The following is a 14811-nucleotide window of genomic DNA, read 5'->3' as shown; positions in this document are numbered from 1 at the left end:
CACTCCCTCCCCTCAACCCCCTAGGGGAAGCTAGGCGTCGTAATCCAATTCCACCCCAGGGCCCTTGGGCACCGACTGGCAGGTGAGGACGTAGCCCGCCGCCACTTCTTCGTCGGAAAGGCCGTAGCGGGCGGCCATCTCGACCTCGCCGGAGATGACGCGGGCGCGGCAGGTGGCGCAGACGCCGGCCTTGCAGGCATAAGGCGCCGGGAGACCCGCGGCGCGGGCGCTGTCGAGGATGTTGCCGGCCTCGGCGTCGAACGCCACCCGGCGCTTCCGGCCGTCGAGGGTGACCTGCATGGTGAGGCCCCGCGCCTGGTCCTGGAGGGCGTGCATCTGGGCCTCGACGGCGGCGGACGGGCGATCCGCCGTGAAGCGCTCGATGTGTATCTTGTGCTTGTCGACGCCGCGCTCCAGCAATGCTTCCTCGGCCGCGTCCATCATCGGGCCGGGGCCGCAGACGAAGAAGCCGGCGACGTCCTCGGGCTCGATCAGATGCGTGAGGATTTCCTCACATTTTGCGCGGTCGAGCATGCCGTTGAAGAGGTCGATATCCTCGGCCTCTTCGGCGAGGAAATGATAAACTTCGAGCCGCCCCATGAAGCGGTTCTTGAGCCGCGCCAATTCCTCCAGGAAGATCACGGATTGGCTGTCCCGATTGCCGTAGAAGAGGGTGAAGCGGCTTTCCGGCTCGGTCGTCAGCGCGGTCTTGATGAGCGAGATAACGGGGGTGATGCCGGAGCCGCCCGCGAAGCCGACATAATGGTTCGCGTGCGCCGGATCGAAATCCCAGGTGAAGCTGCCGTGCGGCGCCATCACCTCGATCGCGTCGCCGGGTTTCAGATTGTCGTTGGCCCAATTGGAGAAGAGGCCGCCCGCGATGCGCTTCACCGTGACCTTGAGCTGGTCGTCCTCCGGCGCGACGCACAGCGAATAGTTGCGCCGCACTTCCTCGCCGCCGATGTCGCATTTGAGGGTGAGGTGCTGGCCGGGCTTGAAGCGGAACACCTCCTTCAGCGCCTCGGGCACGTCGAAGCGGATCGACATGGCCTCGGCGGTCTCGGGCACGACCTCGGCGACTTTTAGCGTGTGGAAGTCGATCGACATTCCCAAGATCCCTGATCGCGCTCTGCCCCGTCATGCCGGCGCAGGCCGGCATCCAGGCGGCGCGCGACGCCGTGCCACCGTCTGGAACCCGGCCTTCGCCGGGGTGACGAGAGAGGGGGCGTCAATGACATTTGAAGAGGTCGAACGGCTCCAGACAGGAGCGGCAGCGCCATTGCGCCTTGCAGGGCGTCGAGCCGAAACGGCTGAGCTCTTCGGTGTCGGTCGAACCGCATTGCGGACAGGCGACCTCACGTATCCAGGCGGGCTGGGGCGGGGCGATGCCGTAGGCGTGGAGCTTCGCCCTCCCCTCCTCGCTGATCCAGTCGGTGGTCCAGGGCGGCGAAAGGACAGTGTCGATACGGACGTGGCCGAAGCCGGCCTTGTCGAGCGCGGCGCGGACGTCCGCCTGGATGGCGATGGTGGCGGGGCAGCCCGTATAGGTCGGCGTGATCGCCACCCGCTCCGGCGTCACCTCGCGGACTATGCCGAGGTCGACGATAGAGAGGACGGGGATTTCGGGATCGGGCACGCTTTCGAGCACCCGCCAGATTTCGTTCGTCCCGAGCGAAGTCGAGGGGCGCTGGCACGGAGTCTGAGAAGCGCCCCTCGACTTCGCTCGGGACGAATGGACTTCATCAGTTCTCATAACACCCATCACCATGTCGCCTCCGGATAGGAGCGCGGGATGTGCTGCATCGCGGCCAGCAAATGACCGAGATGCTCGCTGTGATGGCCGTCGCGGCCGCCGAGGATAGGGCGCTGGTCCTTGGGAGCATCCAGGCCGGCCTCGTCGAGAACCGCGCGGATCTTGTTATCGTAGTCGTCGCGGAAGGCGGTGACATCGGCGCCGATGCCGCGCTCCGCGATCGCGCGCGCGACTTCATCCATCTCGAACAGTTCGGGAACGAAGCGCCAATTCCAGCCGAGGCCGTCGACCATCCGTTGCCGGCTCTCCTCGGTGCCGTCGCCGAGGCGGATGACCCACTCGGCCGCCAGCTCCTCGTGATAGGCGACTTCCTTCACCGCCTTGGCGGCGACGGCGGCGATGGTTTCGTCGTTCGAGGTCGTGAGGCGCTCGAACAGCAGCTTCTGCCAGGTCGAGAAGAGGAACTGCCGCGCCATCGTCTGGGCGAAATCGCCGTTGGGCTGCTCGACGAGCAGGCAGTTGCGGTAATCGAGCACGTCGCGATGGAAGGCGAGCCGGTCGCCGTCGCGGTCCCGCCCTTCGACTTCGCCGGCGTGGTTCAGGAAGTGCGTCGCCTGGCCGATGAGGTCGAGCGCGATGTTGGCAAGGCTGAGGTCGACCTCGACCGACGGCGCATGACCACACCATTCGCCGAGGCGCTGGCCGAGGATCAGGCTGTCGTCGCCGAGGCGGAGGAGATAGTCGACGAGCGGCCGGTCGCGAACCTCCGCCCGCGGATCGAACGCGCCCGCGCCCGTCGCGCCCTTTGGCACGTCGATCGGAGGGAGGGAGGCCATCATATGTGCTTCACGTCGTCCGGGATGTTGTAGAAGGTCGGGTGGCGGTAGATCTTGTCCTCGGCGGGCTCGAACATCGGGCCGTCCTCGGCCGGGTCGGAGGCGGTGATCTGGGCGGAGGGGACGACCCACAGGCTCACGCCTTCCATCCTCCGGGTATAGGTGTCGCGGGCGTGGCGGACGGCGATCTCCGCGTCGGGCGCGTGGACGCTACCGACGTGGCGGTGGGAAAGCCCGCCCTTCGAGCGGACGAATACTTCCCAGAGGGGCCAATCCTTCATCAAATCCTCCCCGGAACGGGGAGGGGAACCGGCCGCCGCAGGCGGGTGGTGGAGGGGCCCCGGAGGCCCACGGTACGGGTGGAGGGCCCCCTCCACCCGCTTTCAGCTGATCCCCCTCCCCGTTCCGGGGAGGATTTCACGAACACCATCACGCCGCCTTCCTCTTCGCCCGCTTCTCGGCATAGGTGGCCGCGGCCTCGCGGACCCAGGCGTTTGTTTCCCAGGCGTCGCGGCGCGCCTTCATACGCTCCTTGGCGACAGGGCCCTCGCCCTTCACCACGGCGTAGAATTCCTCCCAGTCGATCTCGCCGAAATCGTAGCCGCCCTTCGCCTCGTTCCACTTGAGGTCCGCGTCCGGCACCTTGAGGCCGATCGCGTCGGCCTGCGGTTTGGTGATGTCGACGAATTTCTGGCGAAGCTCGTCGTTGGTGTCGCGCTTGATCCGCCAGCGCATCGACTGGGCGGTGTTGGGGCTGTCGGCGTCGGGCGGGCCGAACATCATCAGCGACGGCCACCACCAGCGATTGAGCGCATCCTGCGCCATGTGCCGCTGCTCTTGTGTGCCGGCGGCGAGGTGCATCATGATCTCGTAGCCCTGGCGCTGGTGGAAGCTCTCCTCCTTGCAGACGCGGACCATGGCGCGGGCATAGGGACCGTAGCTGGTGCGCTGCAGCGGCACCTGGTTCATGATCGCCGCGCCGTCGACCAGCCAGCCGATCGCGCCGATATCCGCCCAGGTGAGCGTCGGATAGTTGAAGATGGTGCTGTACTTGGCCTTGCCCGAATGCAGCGCCTCTATCATCTCCTCGCGGCTGGTGCCGAGCGTCTCGGCCGCCGAATAGAGATAGAGGCCGTGCCCCGCCTCGTCCTGAACCTTGGCGAGCAGAATGGCCTTGCGCCGGAGCGACGGCGCGCGCGTGATCCAGTTGCCCTCCGGCAGCATACCAACGATCTCGCTATGCGCATGCTGCGAAATCTGCCGCGTGAGCGTGCGCCGATAGGCCTCGGGCATCCAGTCCTTGGGCTCGATGAACTCGTCCGCCGCCACGCGCGCCTCGAAGGCGGCGAGCTTTTCCGGGTCCTCGATATGCTGAACCGCCGGCTTGGCCGACTTCTGCAATTCGGTGGTGTACATCACTGGCTCCTTGGCCCGCACTCTACCATTCGCCGACCGATCGGTCAATGAATTCAGGCGGCAGCGATTCAGCTATTCAACGCATGGCGTGACCCGCCAGTCGCATCGGAAGGTGACAGGCGAAGTTCAAACCCGCTCGATCACCATCGCGATGCCTTGGCCAACGCCGATGCACATGGTGGCGAGAGCGTAGCGGCCGCCGGTGCGGTGGAGTTCTTCGGTGGCGGTGAGGACGAGGCGGGCGCCGGACATGCCGAGGGGGTGGCCCAGCGCGATGGCGCCGCCGTTGGGGTTCACATTCTCTGCGTCGTCGGGGAGGCCGAGCTGGCGCAGGACCGCGAGGCCCTGGGCGGCGAAGGCTTCGTTCAATTCGATCACATCCATGTCGGTGATGATGAGGCCGAGGCGTTTGAGGAGCTTCTGCGAGGCGGGTGCCGGGCCGATGCCCATGATGCGCGGCGGGACGCCGGCGACGGCGGTGCCGACGACGCGGGCGCGGGGGGTGAGGCCGTTGCGCTTCGCGGCTTCCTCCGACGCGATGATGACGGCGGCCGCGCCGTCGTTGACACCGCTGGCGTTGCCGGCCGTCACCGTGCCGTCGGAGCGGACGATGGGGCGGAGCCTGGCTAACGCTTCGAGGCTCGTCTTGCGGGGGTGCTCGTCGCGATCCACCACAAGGGCTTCGCCCTTGCGCTGGGGTATGGTGACCGGCACGATTTCCGCCGCCAGACGGCCATTGTCCTGCGCCCGCGCCGCCTTTTCCTGGCTGCGGACGGCGAAGGCGTCCTGGTCCTCGCGGGAAACTTGGAACTCCTGGGCGACATTCTCGCCAGTGCTCGGCATCGAGTCGTCGCCATAGGCGTCCTTCATCTTCGGATTGACGAAGCGCCAGCCGATGGTGGTGTCGTACATTTCGGCGTTGCGGTCGAAGGCCGAGGCCGCCTTGGCCATGACGAAAGGGGCGCGGCTCATGCTTTCCGACCCGCCGGCGATGATGAGGTCGGCATCGCTGCCGCGGATCGCCCGCGCCGCCATGGAAACAGCGTCCATGCCGGAGCCGCAGAGGCGATTGAGCGTGACGCCGCCCGACGTGTCGGGAAGGCCGGCGAGCAGCCCGGCCATGCGGGCGAGGTTGCGATTGTCCTCGCCGGCCTGGTTGGCGCAGCCGAGGATGACGTCGTCGAGGTCGGCCCAGTCCACACCCGGATTGCGGTCGATCAGCGCCTTGATCGGGATGGCGGCGAGATCGTCGGCGCGGACATGGGCGAGCGCACCGCCATAGCGGCCGATCGGGGTGCGGGTGGCGTCGCAAATAAAGGCTTCGGTCATTCTACCACTCCGTCATGCTGAACTTGTTTCAGCATCCATTCCGTTGACCGCCGCGATGCGCGAAGATGGCCCCTGAAACAAGTTCAGGGTGACGAAAAAGCGGGTTCAGACGCCCTCTCGTTCGTCGATAAACGGCCCGCCCACGGTACGGGAGAAGCCCTGAAATTCCGCGACGGCGCGGCCGTCCTCGGTCCTAACGCTGACATTGTAGACGCCGGAGCGGCCGACGAGGGCGGCCTCCTGCGCTTCGGCGATCAGCACCTCGCCTTCCTTCGCCCCGTCGAGGAACACCATCGTCGCCTGGGCGCCGACGGTGCGCACGTTGCGACTGTTGCAGGCATAGGCGAAGGCGGTGTCGGCGAGCGCGAACACCATGCCGCCATGGGCGCTGCCGTGGCCGTTCAGCATGTCGGCGCGGAGTTCCATGCGCAGGCGCGAATAGCCTTCGCGGGCTTCCTCTATCTCGATGCCCCAGGCGGGACCGGTGCCCTCCGCCGCGAGCATAGCGTGGGCGACGGAGGTGGCGAGCTGGTCGGGATCGGTTCGAGTCACGCGAGGGGCCGTAGCATCCCCTCCCCCTTGGGGGGAGGGGTCAAGGGTGGGGGTGCGCTCGCATGGGCGAGCGCGCGGCGCATGGCGCCGCACCCCCCATTCCAACTTCGACTAGGCGATTGCCCGCCAAGTCTCCGTATCCTTCCCCCGCAAGGAGGGAAGGGCTATGCGGGGCGCATGTCCAGTTACGAAACCATCCTCTTCAGTCTCGACAACAGCATCGCCCGCCTCACCCTCAATCGCCCGGACCGGCTCAACAGCTTCACCGTGCGGATGCACGAGGAGGTGGCGGACGCGCTCGGCAAACTGGGCGACGCGCGGGTGCTGGTCATCACCGGCGCGGGACGTGGTTTCTGCGCCGGGCAGGATCTGAACGACCGGGCGGTGGCGCCGGGCGAAAGCGTCGATCTCGGCCATTCGGTGGAGACTTATTACAACCCGCTCATCCGCAAGCTGACCTCGCTCCCCCTCCCCGTCATTGCGCGGGTGAACGGCGTTGCGGCCGGGGCCGGCGCGAATATCGCGCTGGCGTGCGACATCGTAATCGCCGCCAAATCGGCCAAGTTCATTCAGTCCTTCGCCGCGATCGGCCTCATCCCCGACAGCGGCGGCACTTGGGTGCTGCCACGTCTCGTCGGCCAGGCGCGGGCCTTGGGGCTGGCGCTCACCGCCGAGCCGTTGCCGGCCGAAAAGGCGGCGGAATGGGGGCTGATCTGGAAGGCGGTGGAAGACGAGGCGCTGGACGCGGAGGTCGATGCACTGGCGACACGTTTCGCCTCCGCGCCGACGCAAGGCCTGGCGGCGATCAAGACAATGATCCGCGAAAGCTGGGGCCATACGCTCGACGAGGAGTTGGACCTGCAGCGCGACAGGATGCGCGAGCTCGGGATGAGCAACGATTATCGCGAAGGCGTGGCGGCCTTCATGGAGAAGCGGATGCCGAAATTCACGGGACGATGATTGAGCCGTCACCTTGAACTTGTTTCAGGGTCCAGGCCGACATACGCACCGCCCCTCAACCAGATGGATGCTGAAACGAGTTCAGCATGACGGGAAGGTCGAAATGAAAACGCTGAAGCTCTTGAACTACACCGCCGACCGATGGGTGGCGGGCGATGGCGGCCTGGCGGACGTGCATAGCGCCATCACCGGAGACGTAATCGCCACCACCGGCAGCGGAGGGATCGACTTCAAGGCGATGCTGGACCACGCGCGCACCGTCGGCGGGCCGGCGCTGCGCAAGATGACCTTCCACGAGCGCTCCTGGATGCTCAAGAGCCTGGCCCAGGCGGTGATGGCGCGCAAGGAAGAGCTGTACGAGCTCAGCTACAACAGCGGCGCGACGCGGACGGACGGCTGGATCGACATCGAGGGCGGTGCGGGCACGCTCTTCTCCTTCTCGTCCAAGGGTCGGCGCGAGCTGCCGAACGGGCGCATCCTCATCGATGGGGCCATGGAGCCTTTGTCCAAGGGCGGCAGTTTCGTCGGCCAGCATGTCTTCACGCCACTCCACGGCGTCGCGGTCCATATCAACGCCTTCAACTTTCCGGTCTGGGGGATGCTGGAGAAGCTGGGGCCCACCCTACTCGCAGGCGTCCCCGCGATCGTGAAGCCCGCCTCGGCGACCGGCTATCTGACGGAAGCCTGCGTGCGGATCATGATCGAGGCGGACGTGCTGCCCAAGGGCGCGCTGCAGCTCATCATGGGCTCGACGGGCGATCTGATGGACCATCTCACCTTGCAGGATGTGGTGAGCTTCACCGGCTCAGCGCAGACGGCTATGAAGCTTCAGACGCATCCCGTCATCGCGCGGGAGAGCGTGCGGTTCATCGCCGAGCGGGACAGCCTCAACGCCTCCATCCTCGGCCCCGATGCCGGCCCCGGCACGCCCGAATTCGACCTCTTCGTCAAGGAAGTTGCGCGGGAGATGACGGTGAAGGCAGGCCAGAAATGCACCGCCATTCGCCGGGCCATGGCGCCGGCCGAGCATCTCGACGCGGTGCAGGATGCACTCAGTCAGCGCCTCGCCAAAGTCAGGATCGGTGATCCGCGTGCCGAGGGCGTAACCATGGGCGCGCTCGCCAGCGCGCGACAGCTCAAGGACGTGCGCGAGCAGATCGGCAAGCTCCACAAGCAGGCGAGGATCGTCTCGGGCAATCCGGACCATGTCTTCCCCGGCCATGAGAAGGGCGCCTTCATGGAACCGGTGCTGCTGCGCACCGACACGCCCTGGACCGCCGACGCCGTCCACGATGTCGAGGCGTTCGGCCCGGTGTCGACGATCATGCCCTACAAGGGCCTGGACGACGCCATCGCGCTCGCCAATCGCGGCATGGGCAGCCTCGCCTTGTCGCTCTTCACTTTCGACAACAAGGTGGCGGAGGAATTCGTGCTGGGCTCGGGAGCCTATCACGGCCGCATGATGATCCTCGACCGCACATCAGCGAAGGAATCGACCGGCCACGGCTCCCCGCTCCCCGTTCTCGTCCATGGCGGCCCCGGCCGCGCCGGCGGCGGCGAGGAGATGGGCGGCATCCGCGGCGTCACCCATTACATGCAGCGCACGGCACTTCAGGGCGCGCCGGACATGCTGTCGAAAGTCGTGCACCAGTGGTTGCCGGGCGCGAACAAGCCGACCGGCGAGGTCCACCCGTTCCGCAAGCGCATCTCGGAGCTGGAGATCGGCTATACGCTCAAGACGAACAGCCGCACCGTCACGCTCGAGGATATCGAGCATTTCGCCCATTTCACCGGCGATACCTTCTACGCCCATATGGACGAGGAAGCCGCCAAGGCTTCGCCCATATTCGAGGGCCGCGTCGCCCACGGCTACCTGATCCTGAGCTTCGCCGCCGGCCTCTTCGTCGAGCCGGCGCCGGGTCCGGTGCTCGCCAACACGGGCCTCGAGAACCTGCGCTTCATGACGCCGCTCTATCCGGGCGATTCCATGCGGGTGGAGCTGACCGTCAAGTCGAAGAGCGTCCGCGACGAGGAGAAAGGCGAGGTCCGCTGGGCGGTCTATGTCTTCAACCAGAAGGACGAGGTCGTCGCGACCTACGACCTTCTCACCATGAACACGCCCTAACGCTCTGACTTTCGGATCGGATGGCGGAACGTCCGCCACCCCTGATGGGTTGATCTCAGGCTAACCCATTTGAGGAGCAACCCCATGAAAGTGTCCGAATGCATGACGTCGCGTGTCGAGACGGTGTCGCCTGACCAGCCGATAAGCAAGGCGGCGCAAACAATGTTGAGCACCGACGCCGGATCGATGCCGGTCTGCGAAGGCGGCCGTGTTGTCGGAATGCTCACCGATCGCGACATCGCGGTGCGCGGCGTGGCTAAGGGTCTTGGCTCCGACACCGCCGTCCGCGACGTGATGTCGAGCGACATCCTGTGCTGCTATGACGACCAGGACGTCACCGAAGTCGCCGATCAGATGAAGGAGAGTCAGGTTCGGCGCATTCCGGTGATGAGCCGCGACGAACAACTGGTCGGCATCGTTTCGCTGGGCGATCTCAGCCGCTCCCATGCCAACGAAGCCGCGTCCCGCGCGCTCGAGGGCGTCAGCGAACCCGGCGGCGAGCACAACCAGTCGCACGCCCAGGCGGAAGTCGCCTACTGACGCGAAGCCCCTCGCCCGCTCGGGAGGGGGTCAATCGATCGGCCAGGTCTCCAGCACTTCGACGAAGCGGCTAAGCCAGGCGTTCGTCTGGTGGCCGTCGACGACGCGGTGGTCGATGGTGAGGGAGACGTAGGCCATCGGACGGATCTGGATGGTGTCGACGCCGCCGACCTCGCGCACCACGACGCGCTTCTCCAGCTTTCCGACGCCGAGGATGGCGGACTGGGGCTGGTTGATGATGATCGGAGTGGCGAAGAGCGAGCCCGAGACACCGTGATTGGAGATGGTGAAGGTGCCGCCCTTCACGTCGGCGCTGGTGAGGTTCTCGGCGCGGGCCTTTTCGATCAATCCGTCGAGGCCGGCGGCGATGCCCTTCAGCGACAGGGTCTGCACCCTGGAAAGAACCGGGACAATCAGCCCCTTCTCGCCAAGAGCCGTGCCGACGCCGATGTTGATGTCGTCGAAAATCTCCAGACGGTCGGAATGCCAGCGGCTGTTGATCGCGGGCGCGACCTTCATCGCTTCGGCCGCTGCGGCGACGATGTAGGCGGTGTAGGTGAGCTTCACGGCCTTTCTCGCGAAGGCGTCCTTGTGCCGGGCGCGGTGGGCCTGGATGGCCGAGAAATCCGCTTCGAAGACTGCCGTGACATGGGGCGCCTGGGTGACCGATCTAAGCATGTTCTCGGCGATTCGCAGGCGCATGCGGTCGTGCGGGACGCTGTGCGAGGCGATGCCTGATGCCGAAGGGATGACGCCCTCGACGGGGCGAACATGCGTCGCTTCTTCTACGGCCTTGTCGACATCGGCGCGGGTGATGCGACCGTCGCGGCCCGTGCCCTTTATCAGCTTGGGATCGATATCGTGCTGGATGACCGCGCGCTTCACGGCGGGGGACAGGCGCATTTCGGAATTACGGACCTCGTCCGTCCCGAGCGTAGTCGAGGGGCGTTTCTCGAGAATCGGTGCCGGCGCCCCTCGATTTCGCTCGGGACGAACGGACTCCTCTGCTTCCTCCGTCGCGATGCGACCTAGTACAGCGCCGGGCAGAGCCTCGGCGTCCGTTTCAAGCACGATCTCCTTGAGCACGCCCGCCGCGGGAGCGGGCACTTCGACCGCGACCTTGTCGGTCTCCAGCTCGACGAGCGGATCGTTTACCTCGACCCGATCCCCGACGGCCTTCAGCCAGGAGCGGACGACCGCCTGGGTGCCTTCCTGTTCCCTGGGAACAATGACGTCGATCATGACGAGATTCTCCTCGTCAACCCGGCGAAGGCCGGGGTCCCGTGGAGACCCGCCGCGACTTCTTGTCCTGAGATCCCGGCCTTCGCCGGGATGACGGTTGCCATCATCAGAATCCCACCAGTTCTTCGATCTTGGCGCGGATGCGCTCGGCGCTCGGCACGGCCCAATTGAGCAGCACCGGATTATGCGGGCTGGGAATGTCCGGCATGGTGAGGCGGGAGACGGGGGCGTCGAGATCGAGGAAGGCTTCGTCAGCCACGACCGCGGCTATCTCGGCGCCGAAGCCGCCGGTTTGGAGATCCTCGTGGACGATGAGGCAGCGGCGGGTGCGGCGGACGGAGTCCAGAACCATCTCGCGGTCCCAAGGCATCAGGGTGCGGAGGTCGATGACATCTGCCGAAATGCCCTTCGCCGCGTCCTCGCACCGCGGGACCATCGCGCCCCAGGTGACGATGGTGATCTCGTCCCCCTCCCGCGTCTTCTTCGCCCGGCCGAAGGGGAGGACGTAATTGTCGCCCGGATAGGGGCGGCGGGCCCAGGGGTCGTCGAGCATGGCGCGATGCTCGAAGAACACGACCGGATCATTGCCGCGAAGGCCGGCGCGAAGGAGGCCGACGGCGTCCTCGGCATTGCTCGGCACCGCGACTTTCCAGCCGGGATTGTGGACGAACTGCACTTCGTTGGTCTGGCTGTGCCAGGGATCGCCGCATTTGAAGAAGCCGCCGGGGATGCGCAGCACCATCGGCGCGGCGAAGCGGTTGTTGGTGCGCCAGCGCATCGTGCCGCAATCGTTGATCTGCTCCAGCGCGGGTTCGGCATATTTGCGGAACTGGATTTCGGGCACCGGCATCAGGCCCGCCATCGCCATGCCGACCGCGCGGCCGACAATGCCTTCCTCGGAGAGCGAAGTGTCGAACACGCGTTCGATGCCGAACTTGTCCTGGAGGCCGAGCGTCACGGCGTGGACGCCGCCCTTGGGCCCGATGTCCTCGCCAAAGAGCAGCACGCGCGGGTTGATCTCCAGTTCATGATCAAGCGTGCGGCGGATCGCCGTCACCATGTTGATGCGCTGACCTTCGGGCTTCGGCGCCTCGGTCGAGACTGGCGGCACATATCCGTGCGTCCATTGCCCGCCGAGCGCCTGCATCTCGCCTTCATAGAAGACGTTGGAGAGCACCGTCTCGGGATCGGCGACACCCCGCGCTTCGGCGATCTCGCGCGCCTTTTCGACAGCCGCCTCGGCCTCCGCCTCGACCTCGTCCCATTCGCTCTCGTCTAGGAGCGAGCCCACCAGGTAGGATTTCAATTTGGGCAGCGGGTCGCGCGCGCATTCGGATTCGACAAATTCCTCGGACTTGTACGTCTGGGTGTCCTGGTAGCTGTGCCCCTGGAGCCGCGGCACGGTGAGGCGCAGCAGCGCCGGTCCCTTTCCGCCGCGCACATGGTCCGACGCCATCTTGAGCAGGCGCGCCGCCTCGGCGGGCTCGGTGCCGTCGCCGGAGAGGACATGGAGGTTGGTGAAGCTTTCGAGGTTCTTGGCGATGTTGCCGCCCGGCGTCTGGTAGGTGCCGGGCACCGATATGCCGTATTGATTGTCCTCGATATAGAAGAGCATCGGCAGTTTTTGCGTGGTGGCGATGGTGAGCGCCGACCAGAAGCCGTTGGTCGCGACCGAGGCGTCGCCGCCCAACACCACCGCCATCGCGCCTTCATAAGCACGGTTCTTCAGCACCGTGCGATAATAGTCGATCGCCTGCGCCCAGCCGGCTGTCGGCGTATATTGCGCGCCCACCCCGCCGCACATCGGCAGGGCGGGAGCGCCGTTGGGGTTCGGATAATTGAAGACGACGCCGATATCGCGCCCGTCCGAATAGCCGCCCGCGCGGCCCATGCCGGAGCCCAGCGCATCCTCCAGCGGCACCCCCAGCGACAGGAGCAGCGGCCGAGAGCGGTAATAGCCGCAGACCGCGTCCTTCGGCTGGTCGAGGCGCGAGCCGAGCATGATCTGCGCCATGTCGTGACCGCGCGCGGAGAATTGGTAGAGCACCTTCTTCTCCGGAACGAGCTTCGTCTCTTCGATCTTGTCGAGGGCGCGGCTGACCTGGACGAGATAGGCGATGCGGCGCCAGTCGAAGTCGGGGTCGGGCGCGTTCGAGGCCCGCCGCGCCGTCGCCATGGCCTCAGCCACGGTCCGCCTCGGGCAGCTTCGCGACAACGGCCCTGGCGAAATAGTCGACATTCTCGTCCGAGAGGCCGGCGACGTTGAAGCGGCCGCTGTTGGCCATATAGATGCCGTGGCTGGCGCGAAGCTCGACGACCGCCTCCGGCGAGAGCGGCAGCATCGAGAACATGCCGTTCTGCTCGTCGATATAGGCGAGGCGCGGATCGAAGGCGGCGAGCCGGGCGCGAAGGCCGCGGATGCGGGCCAGCATCTCCTTCAGCTCGGCGCGCCAGTCGGCCTCCAGTTCCGGCGTCTCCAGCACGGTCCGGACGATGGCGGCGCCATGATCGGGCGGCATCGACCACATGGTGCGGGCAAGGCCGATCAAGTTGCCGAACGTGACCCGGGCCTGGTCGGTGCTCGATGCCTTGATGAACAGCGCGCCCGTGCGCTCGCGATAGAGGCCGAAATTCTTGTCGCAGCTTTGCGCGACCAGCGCCTGCTCGGCCGCCTCGACGACAAGCCGCGTTCCCGCCGCGTCATCCTCAAGCCCGTTGCCGAGCCCCTGATAGGCGAGGTCGACATAGGGGACGAGCCCGCGCGCGGCGATGAGGTCGGCCAGCTCGCGCCATTGGTTGAGGTCGAGATCGGCGCCGGTCGGATTGTGGCAGCAGCCGTGGACCAGCACGACATCGCCCGGCCGCGCCGCGCCCAGCGCTTCCATCATATGGTCGAACAACACCGTTCGCGTCGTCTTGTCGTAATAAGGGTAGTCCGCCATCTCGACGCCGGCGGCGCCGATCAGCGGCGTATGGTTGGGCCAGGTCGGTTGCCCCACGTAGATGCGGGTGCCTCCACCCGAGGCGCGGATCAGTTCGGCGCCCAGCCGGAGGGCTCCGCAGCCGCCCGGCGTCTGCACGCCGACGATCCGATCGTCCCGCGCGCCCTGTCCGCCGAAGACGATCGGCTTGATCAGTTCGGTAAAACGGGCGTCGCCCTCGGAGCCGAGATAGGACTTGGTCTCCTGCGTCTCGAGCAGGATCTTCTCGGCCGCCTTCACGCAGCGCAGGATGGGCGTGCCCCCCGCCGCGTCGCGATAGACGCCAACGCCGACATCGATCTTCTCGGGCCGCGTGTCCGCCTTGGCGAGACCGATAAGGGCCAGCAGCGAATCCGAAGGCTGTGCCTCCAATCGGTCGAAAAGCCTCGGTTCGTCCGCCAGAATAAATCCCTCCGCCATGAAGCTGCCTCCTGTTTATCTCGCCCCGCCCCGCGCTCGCTTGACGATACGCATAGTCCATCAGACGGTAAAATGGGTCTCATAACTCCGCAGCTTTTGGCTAGATGTGAAACAGCCATTTCGTTATAATAGCATTTATGGAAGGTGATCGTCACATCGACGCGGTGGACAGGCGAATCGTGCGGGAGCTTCAGCGCGACGCCAGCCTCAGCCACGCCGCGCTGGCCGAGAAGGTCGGCGCCTCGGCCGCCTCGGTCTGGCGCCGGGTGCGGGCGCTGGAGAAGGCCGGCGTGCTGCGCGGCATCGTCCGCCTGGCGGACCCGGAAGCGCTCGGCCGCCCCGTCAATGTCCTCTGCCATGTCCGAATGACGCACCAGACCACTGACGCCCGCACCGAGTTCGAGGCTTTCATCCAGTCGCGCGAGGAGATCGTCGAGTGCTACGCCATGTCGGGCGAATGGGACTATCTGCTCCGCATCTCGGTCCGCGACGTCGCTGACTATGACCGCTTCGTCATGCGCGGCGTCCTGGCGCATCCTAGTGTCGCCAACGCGGCGTCGCACTTTGCACTACGCCAGGTGAAGTACACCACCGAAATACCGGTCTAGGGCCGGGAACCGCCGCCCTTCCCGGGGATTGAATCGCCAGCGAATCGAC

The 14811-nt window shown here is 66.2% G+C and carries 14 protein-coding genes; 4 read left to right on the top strand and 10 right to left on the bottom strand.

Going from position 1 to position 14811, the window contains the following annotated elements; genetic code table 11:
• Nucleotides 1-30: 30 nt before the first annotated feature.
• The 7 genes from paaE to paaI form a co-directional block, all read right to left on the bottom strand.
• Nucleotides 31-1107, bottom strand: a complete 1077-nt coding sequence (gene paaE, locus VIR62_RS08815) for a 1,2-phenylacetyl-CoA epoxidase subunit PaaE (protein WP_431870484.1) — start codon at nucleotides 1105-1107, stop codon at nucleotides 31-33.
• A gap of 121 nt (nucleotides 1108-1228) precedes the next feature.
• Complete coding sequence (paaD, locus tag VIR62_RS08810) at nucleotides 1229-1648, bottom strand: 1,2-phenylacetyl-CoA epoxidase subunit PaaD (protein ID WP_431870482.1); 420 nt, start codon at nucleotides 1646-1648, stop codon at nucleotides 1229-1231.
• 113 nt (nucleotides 1649-1761) lie between these two features.
• A complete protein-coding gene (paaC, locus tag VIR62_RS08805; RefSeq protein ID WP_431870480.1) occupies nucleotides 1762-2589 on the bottom strand; it encodes a 1,2-phenylacetyl-CoA epoxidase subunit PaaC in 828 nt (275 codons plus the stop codon).
• Nucleotides 2589-2870: a 1,2-phenylacetyl-CoA epoxidase subunit PaaB gene (gene paaB, locus VIR62_RS08800; protein WP_431870478.1), complete on the bottom strand. Its 282-nt coding sequence runs from the start codon at nucleotides 2868-2870 to the stop codon at nucleotides 2589-2591. Before paaB ends, paaC begins: the two co-directional genes overlap by 1 nt.
• A gap of 148 nt (nucleotides 2871-3018) precedes the next feature.
• Complete coding sequence (gene paaA / locus VIR62_RS08795) at nucleotides 3019-4005, bottom strand: 1,2-phenylacetyl-CoA epoxidase subunit PaaA (RefSeq protein ID WP_431870476.1); 987 nt, start codon at nucleotides 4003-4005, stop codon at nucleotides 3019-3021.
• A 126-nt stretch (nucleotides 4006-4131) separates the two neighbouring features.
• Nucleotides 4132-5334, bottom strand: coding sequence for a 3-oxoadipyl-CoA thiolase (gene pcaF / locus VIR62_RS08790; RefSeq protein WP_431870475.1), 1203 nt, complete (start codon nucleotides 5332-5334; stop codon nucleotides 4132-4134).
• A 105-nt stretch (nucleotides 5335-5439) separates the two neighbouring features.
• A complete protein-coding gene (gene paaI / locus VIR62_RS08785; protein ID WP_431870473.1) occupies nucleotides 5440-5886 on the bottom strand; it encodes a hydroxyphenylacetyl-CoA thioesterase PaaI in 447 nt (148 codons plus the stop codon).
• 177 nt (nucleotides 5887-6063) lie between these two features.
• On the opposite strand from paaI, the gene paaG reads away from it, so the two are divergent.
• The 3 genes from paaG (at nucleotide 6064) to VIR62_RS08770 (ending at nucleotide 9511) form a co-directional block, all read left to right on the top strand.
• Entirely contained in the window at nucleotides 6064-6846 is a 783-nt protein-coding gene (gene paaG / locus VIR62_RS08780) for a 2-(1,2-epoxy-1,2-dihydrophenyl)acetyl-CoA isomerase PaaG (protein WP_431870471.1), read from the top strand.
• A 103-nt stretch (nucleotides 6847-6949) separates the two neighbouring features.
• Nucleotides 6950-8971 (top strand): phenylacetic acid degradation bifunctional protein PaaZ, encoded by a 2022-nt coding sequence (gene paaZ / locus VIR62_RS08775; protein ID WP_431870469.1) that lies wholly within the window; start codon nucleotides 6950-6952, stop codon nucleotides 8969-8971.
• Nucleotides 8972-9055: 84 nt separating this feature from the next.
• Nucleotides 9056-9511 carry a CBS domain-containing protein gene (locus VIR62_RS08770; protein ID WP_431870467.1) on the top strand — a complete coding sequence of 152 codons (456 nt, stop codon included), beginning with the start codon at nucleotides 9056-9058 and terminating at the stop codon, nucleotides 9509-9511.
• A 30-nt stretch (nucleotides 9512-9541) separates the two neighbouring features.
• On the opposite strand, the gene VIR62_RS08765 is transcribed toward VIR62_RS08770, so the two are convergent.
• The 3 genes from VIR62_RS08765 to VIR62_RS08755 all read right to left on the bottom strand — a co-directional run bounded on the left by VIR62_RS08765 (nucleotide 9542) and on the right by VIR62_RS08755 (nucleotide 14154).
• On the bottom strand, nucleotides 9542-10753 hold the full coding sequence (locus VIR62_RS08765) for a dihydrolipoamide acetyltransferase family protein (RefSeq protein ID WP_431870465.1): 1212 nt from the start codon (nucleotides 10751-10753) through the stop codon (nucleotides 9542-9544).
• A 106-nt stretch (nucleotides 10754-10859) separates the two neighbouring features.
• Nucleotides 10860-12941, bottom strand: a complete 2082-nt coding sequence (locus tag VIR62_RS08760; RefSeq protein ID WP_431870463.1) for an alpha-ketoacid dehydrogenase subunit alpha/beta — start codon at nucleotides 12939-12941, stop codon at nucleotides 10860-10862.
• Nucleotides 12934-14154 (bottom strand): amino acid aminotransferase, encoded by a 1221-nt coding sequence (locus VIR62_RS08755; protein ID WP_431870462.1) that lies wholly within the window; start codon nucleotides 14152-14154, stop codon nucleotides 12934-12936. The genes VIR62_RS08760 and VIR62_RS08755 overlap by 8 nt, the downstream gene beginning before the upstream one ends.
• Nucleotides 14155-14291: 137 nt before the next feature.
• On the opposite strand from VIR62_RS08755, the gene VIR62_RS08750 reads away from it, so the two are divergent.
• Entirely contained in the window at nucleotides 14292-14762 is a 471-nt protein-coding gene (locus tag VIR62_RS08750; RefSeq protein ID WP_431870461.1) for an Lrp/AsnC family transcriptional regulator, read from the top strand.
• Nucleotides 14763-14811 lie beyond the last annotated feature (49 nt).

Source organism: Allosphingosinicella sp. (genome assembly GCF_036570505.1).
In the GTDB taxonomy this organism is placed as follows: Bacteria; Pseudomonadota; Alphaproteobacteria; order Sphingomonadales; family Sphingomonadaceae; genus Allosphingosinicella.
The sequence above is the reverse complement of the archived record's forward strand: the minus strand, read 5'-3'. Positions and strand labels throughout refer to the sequence as shown.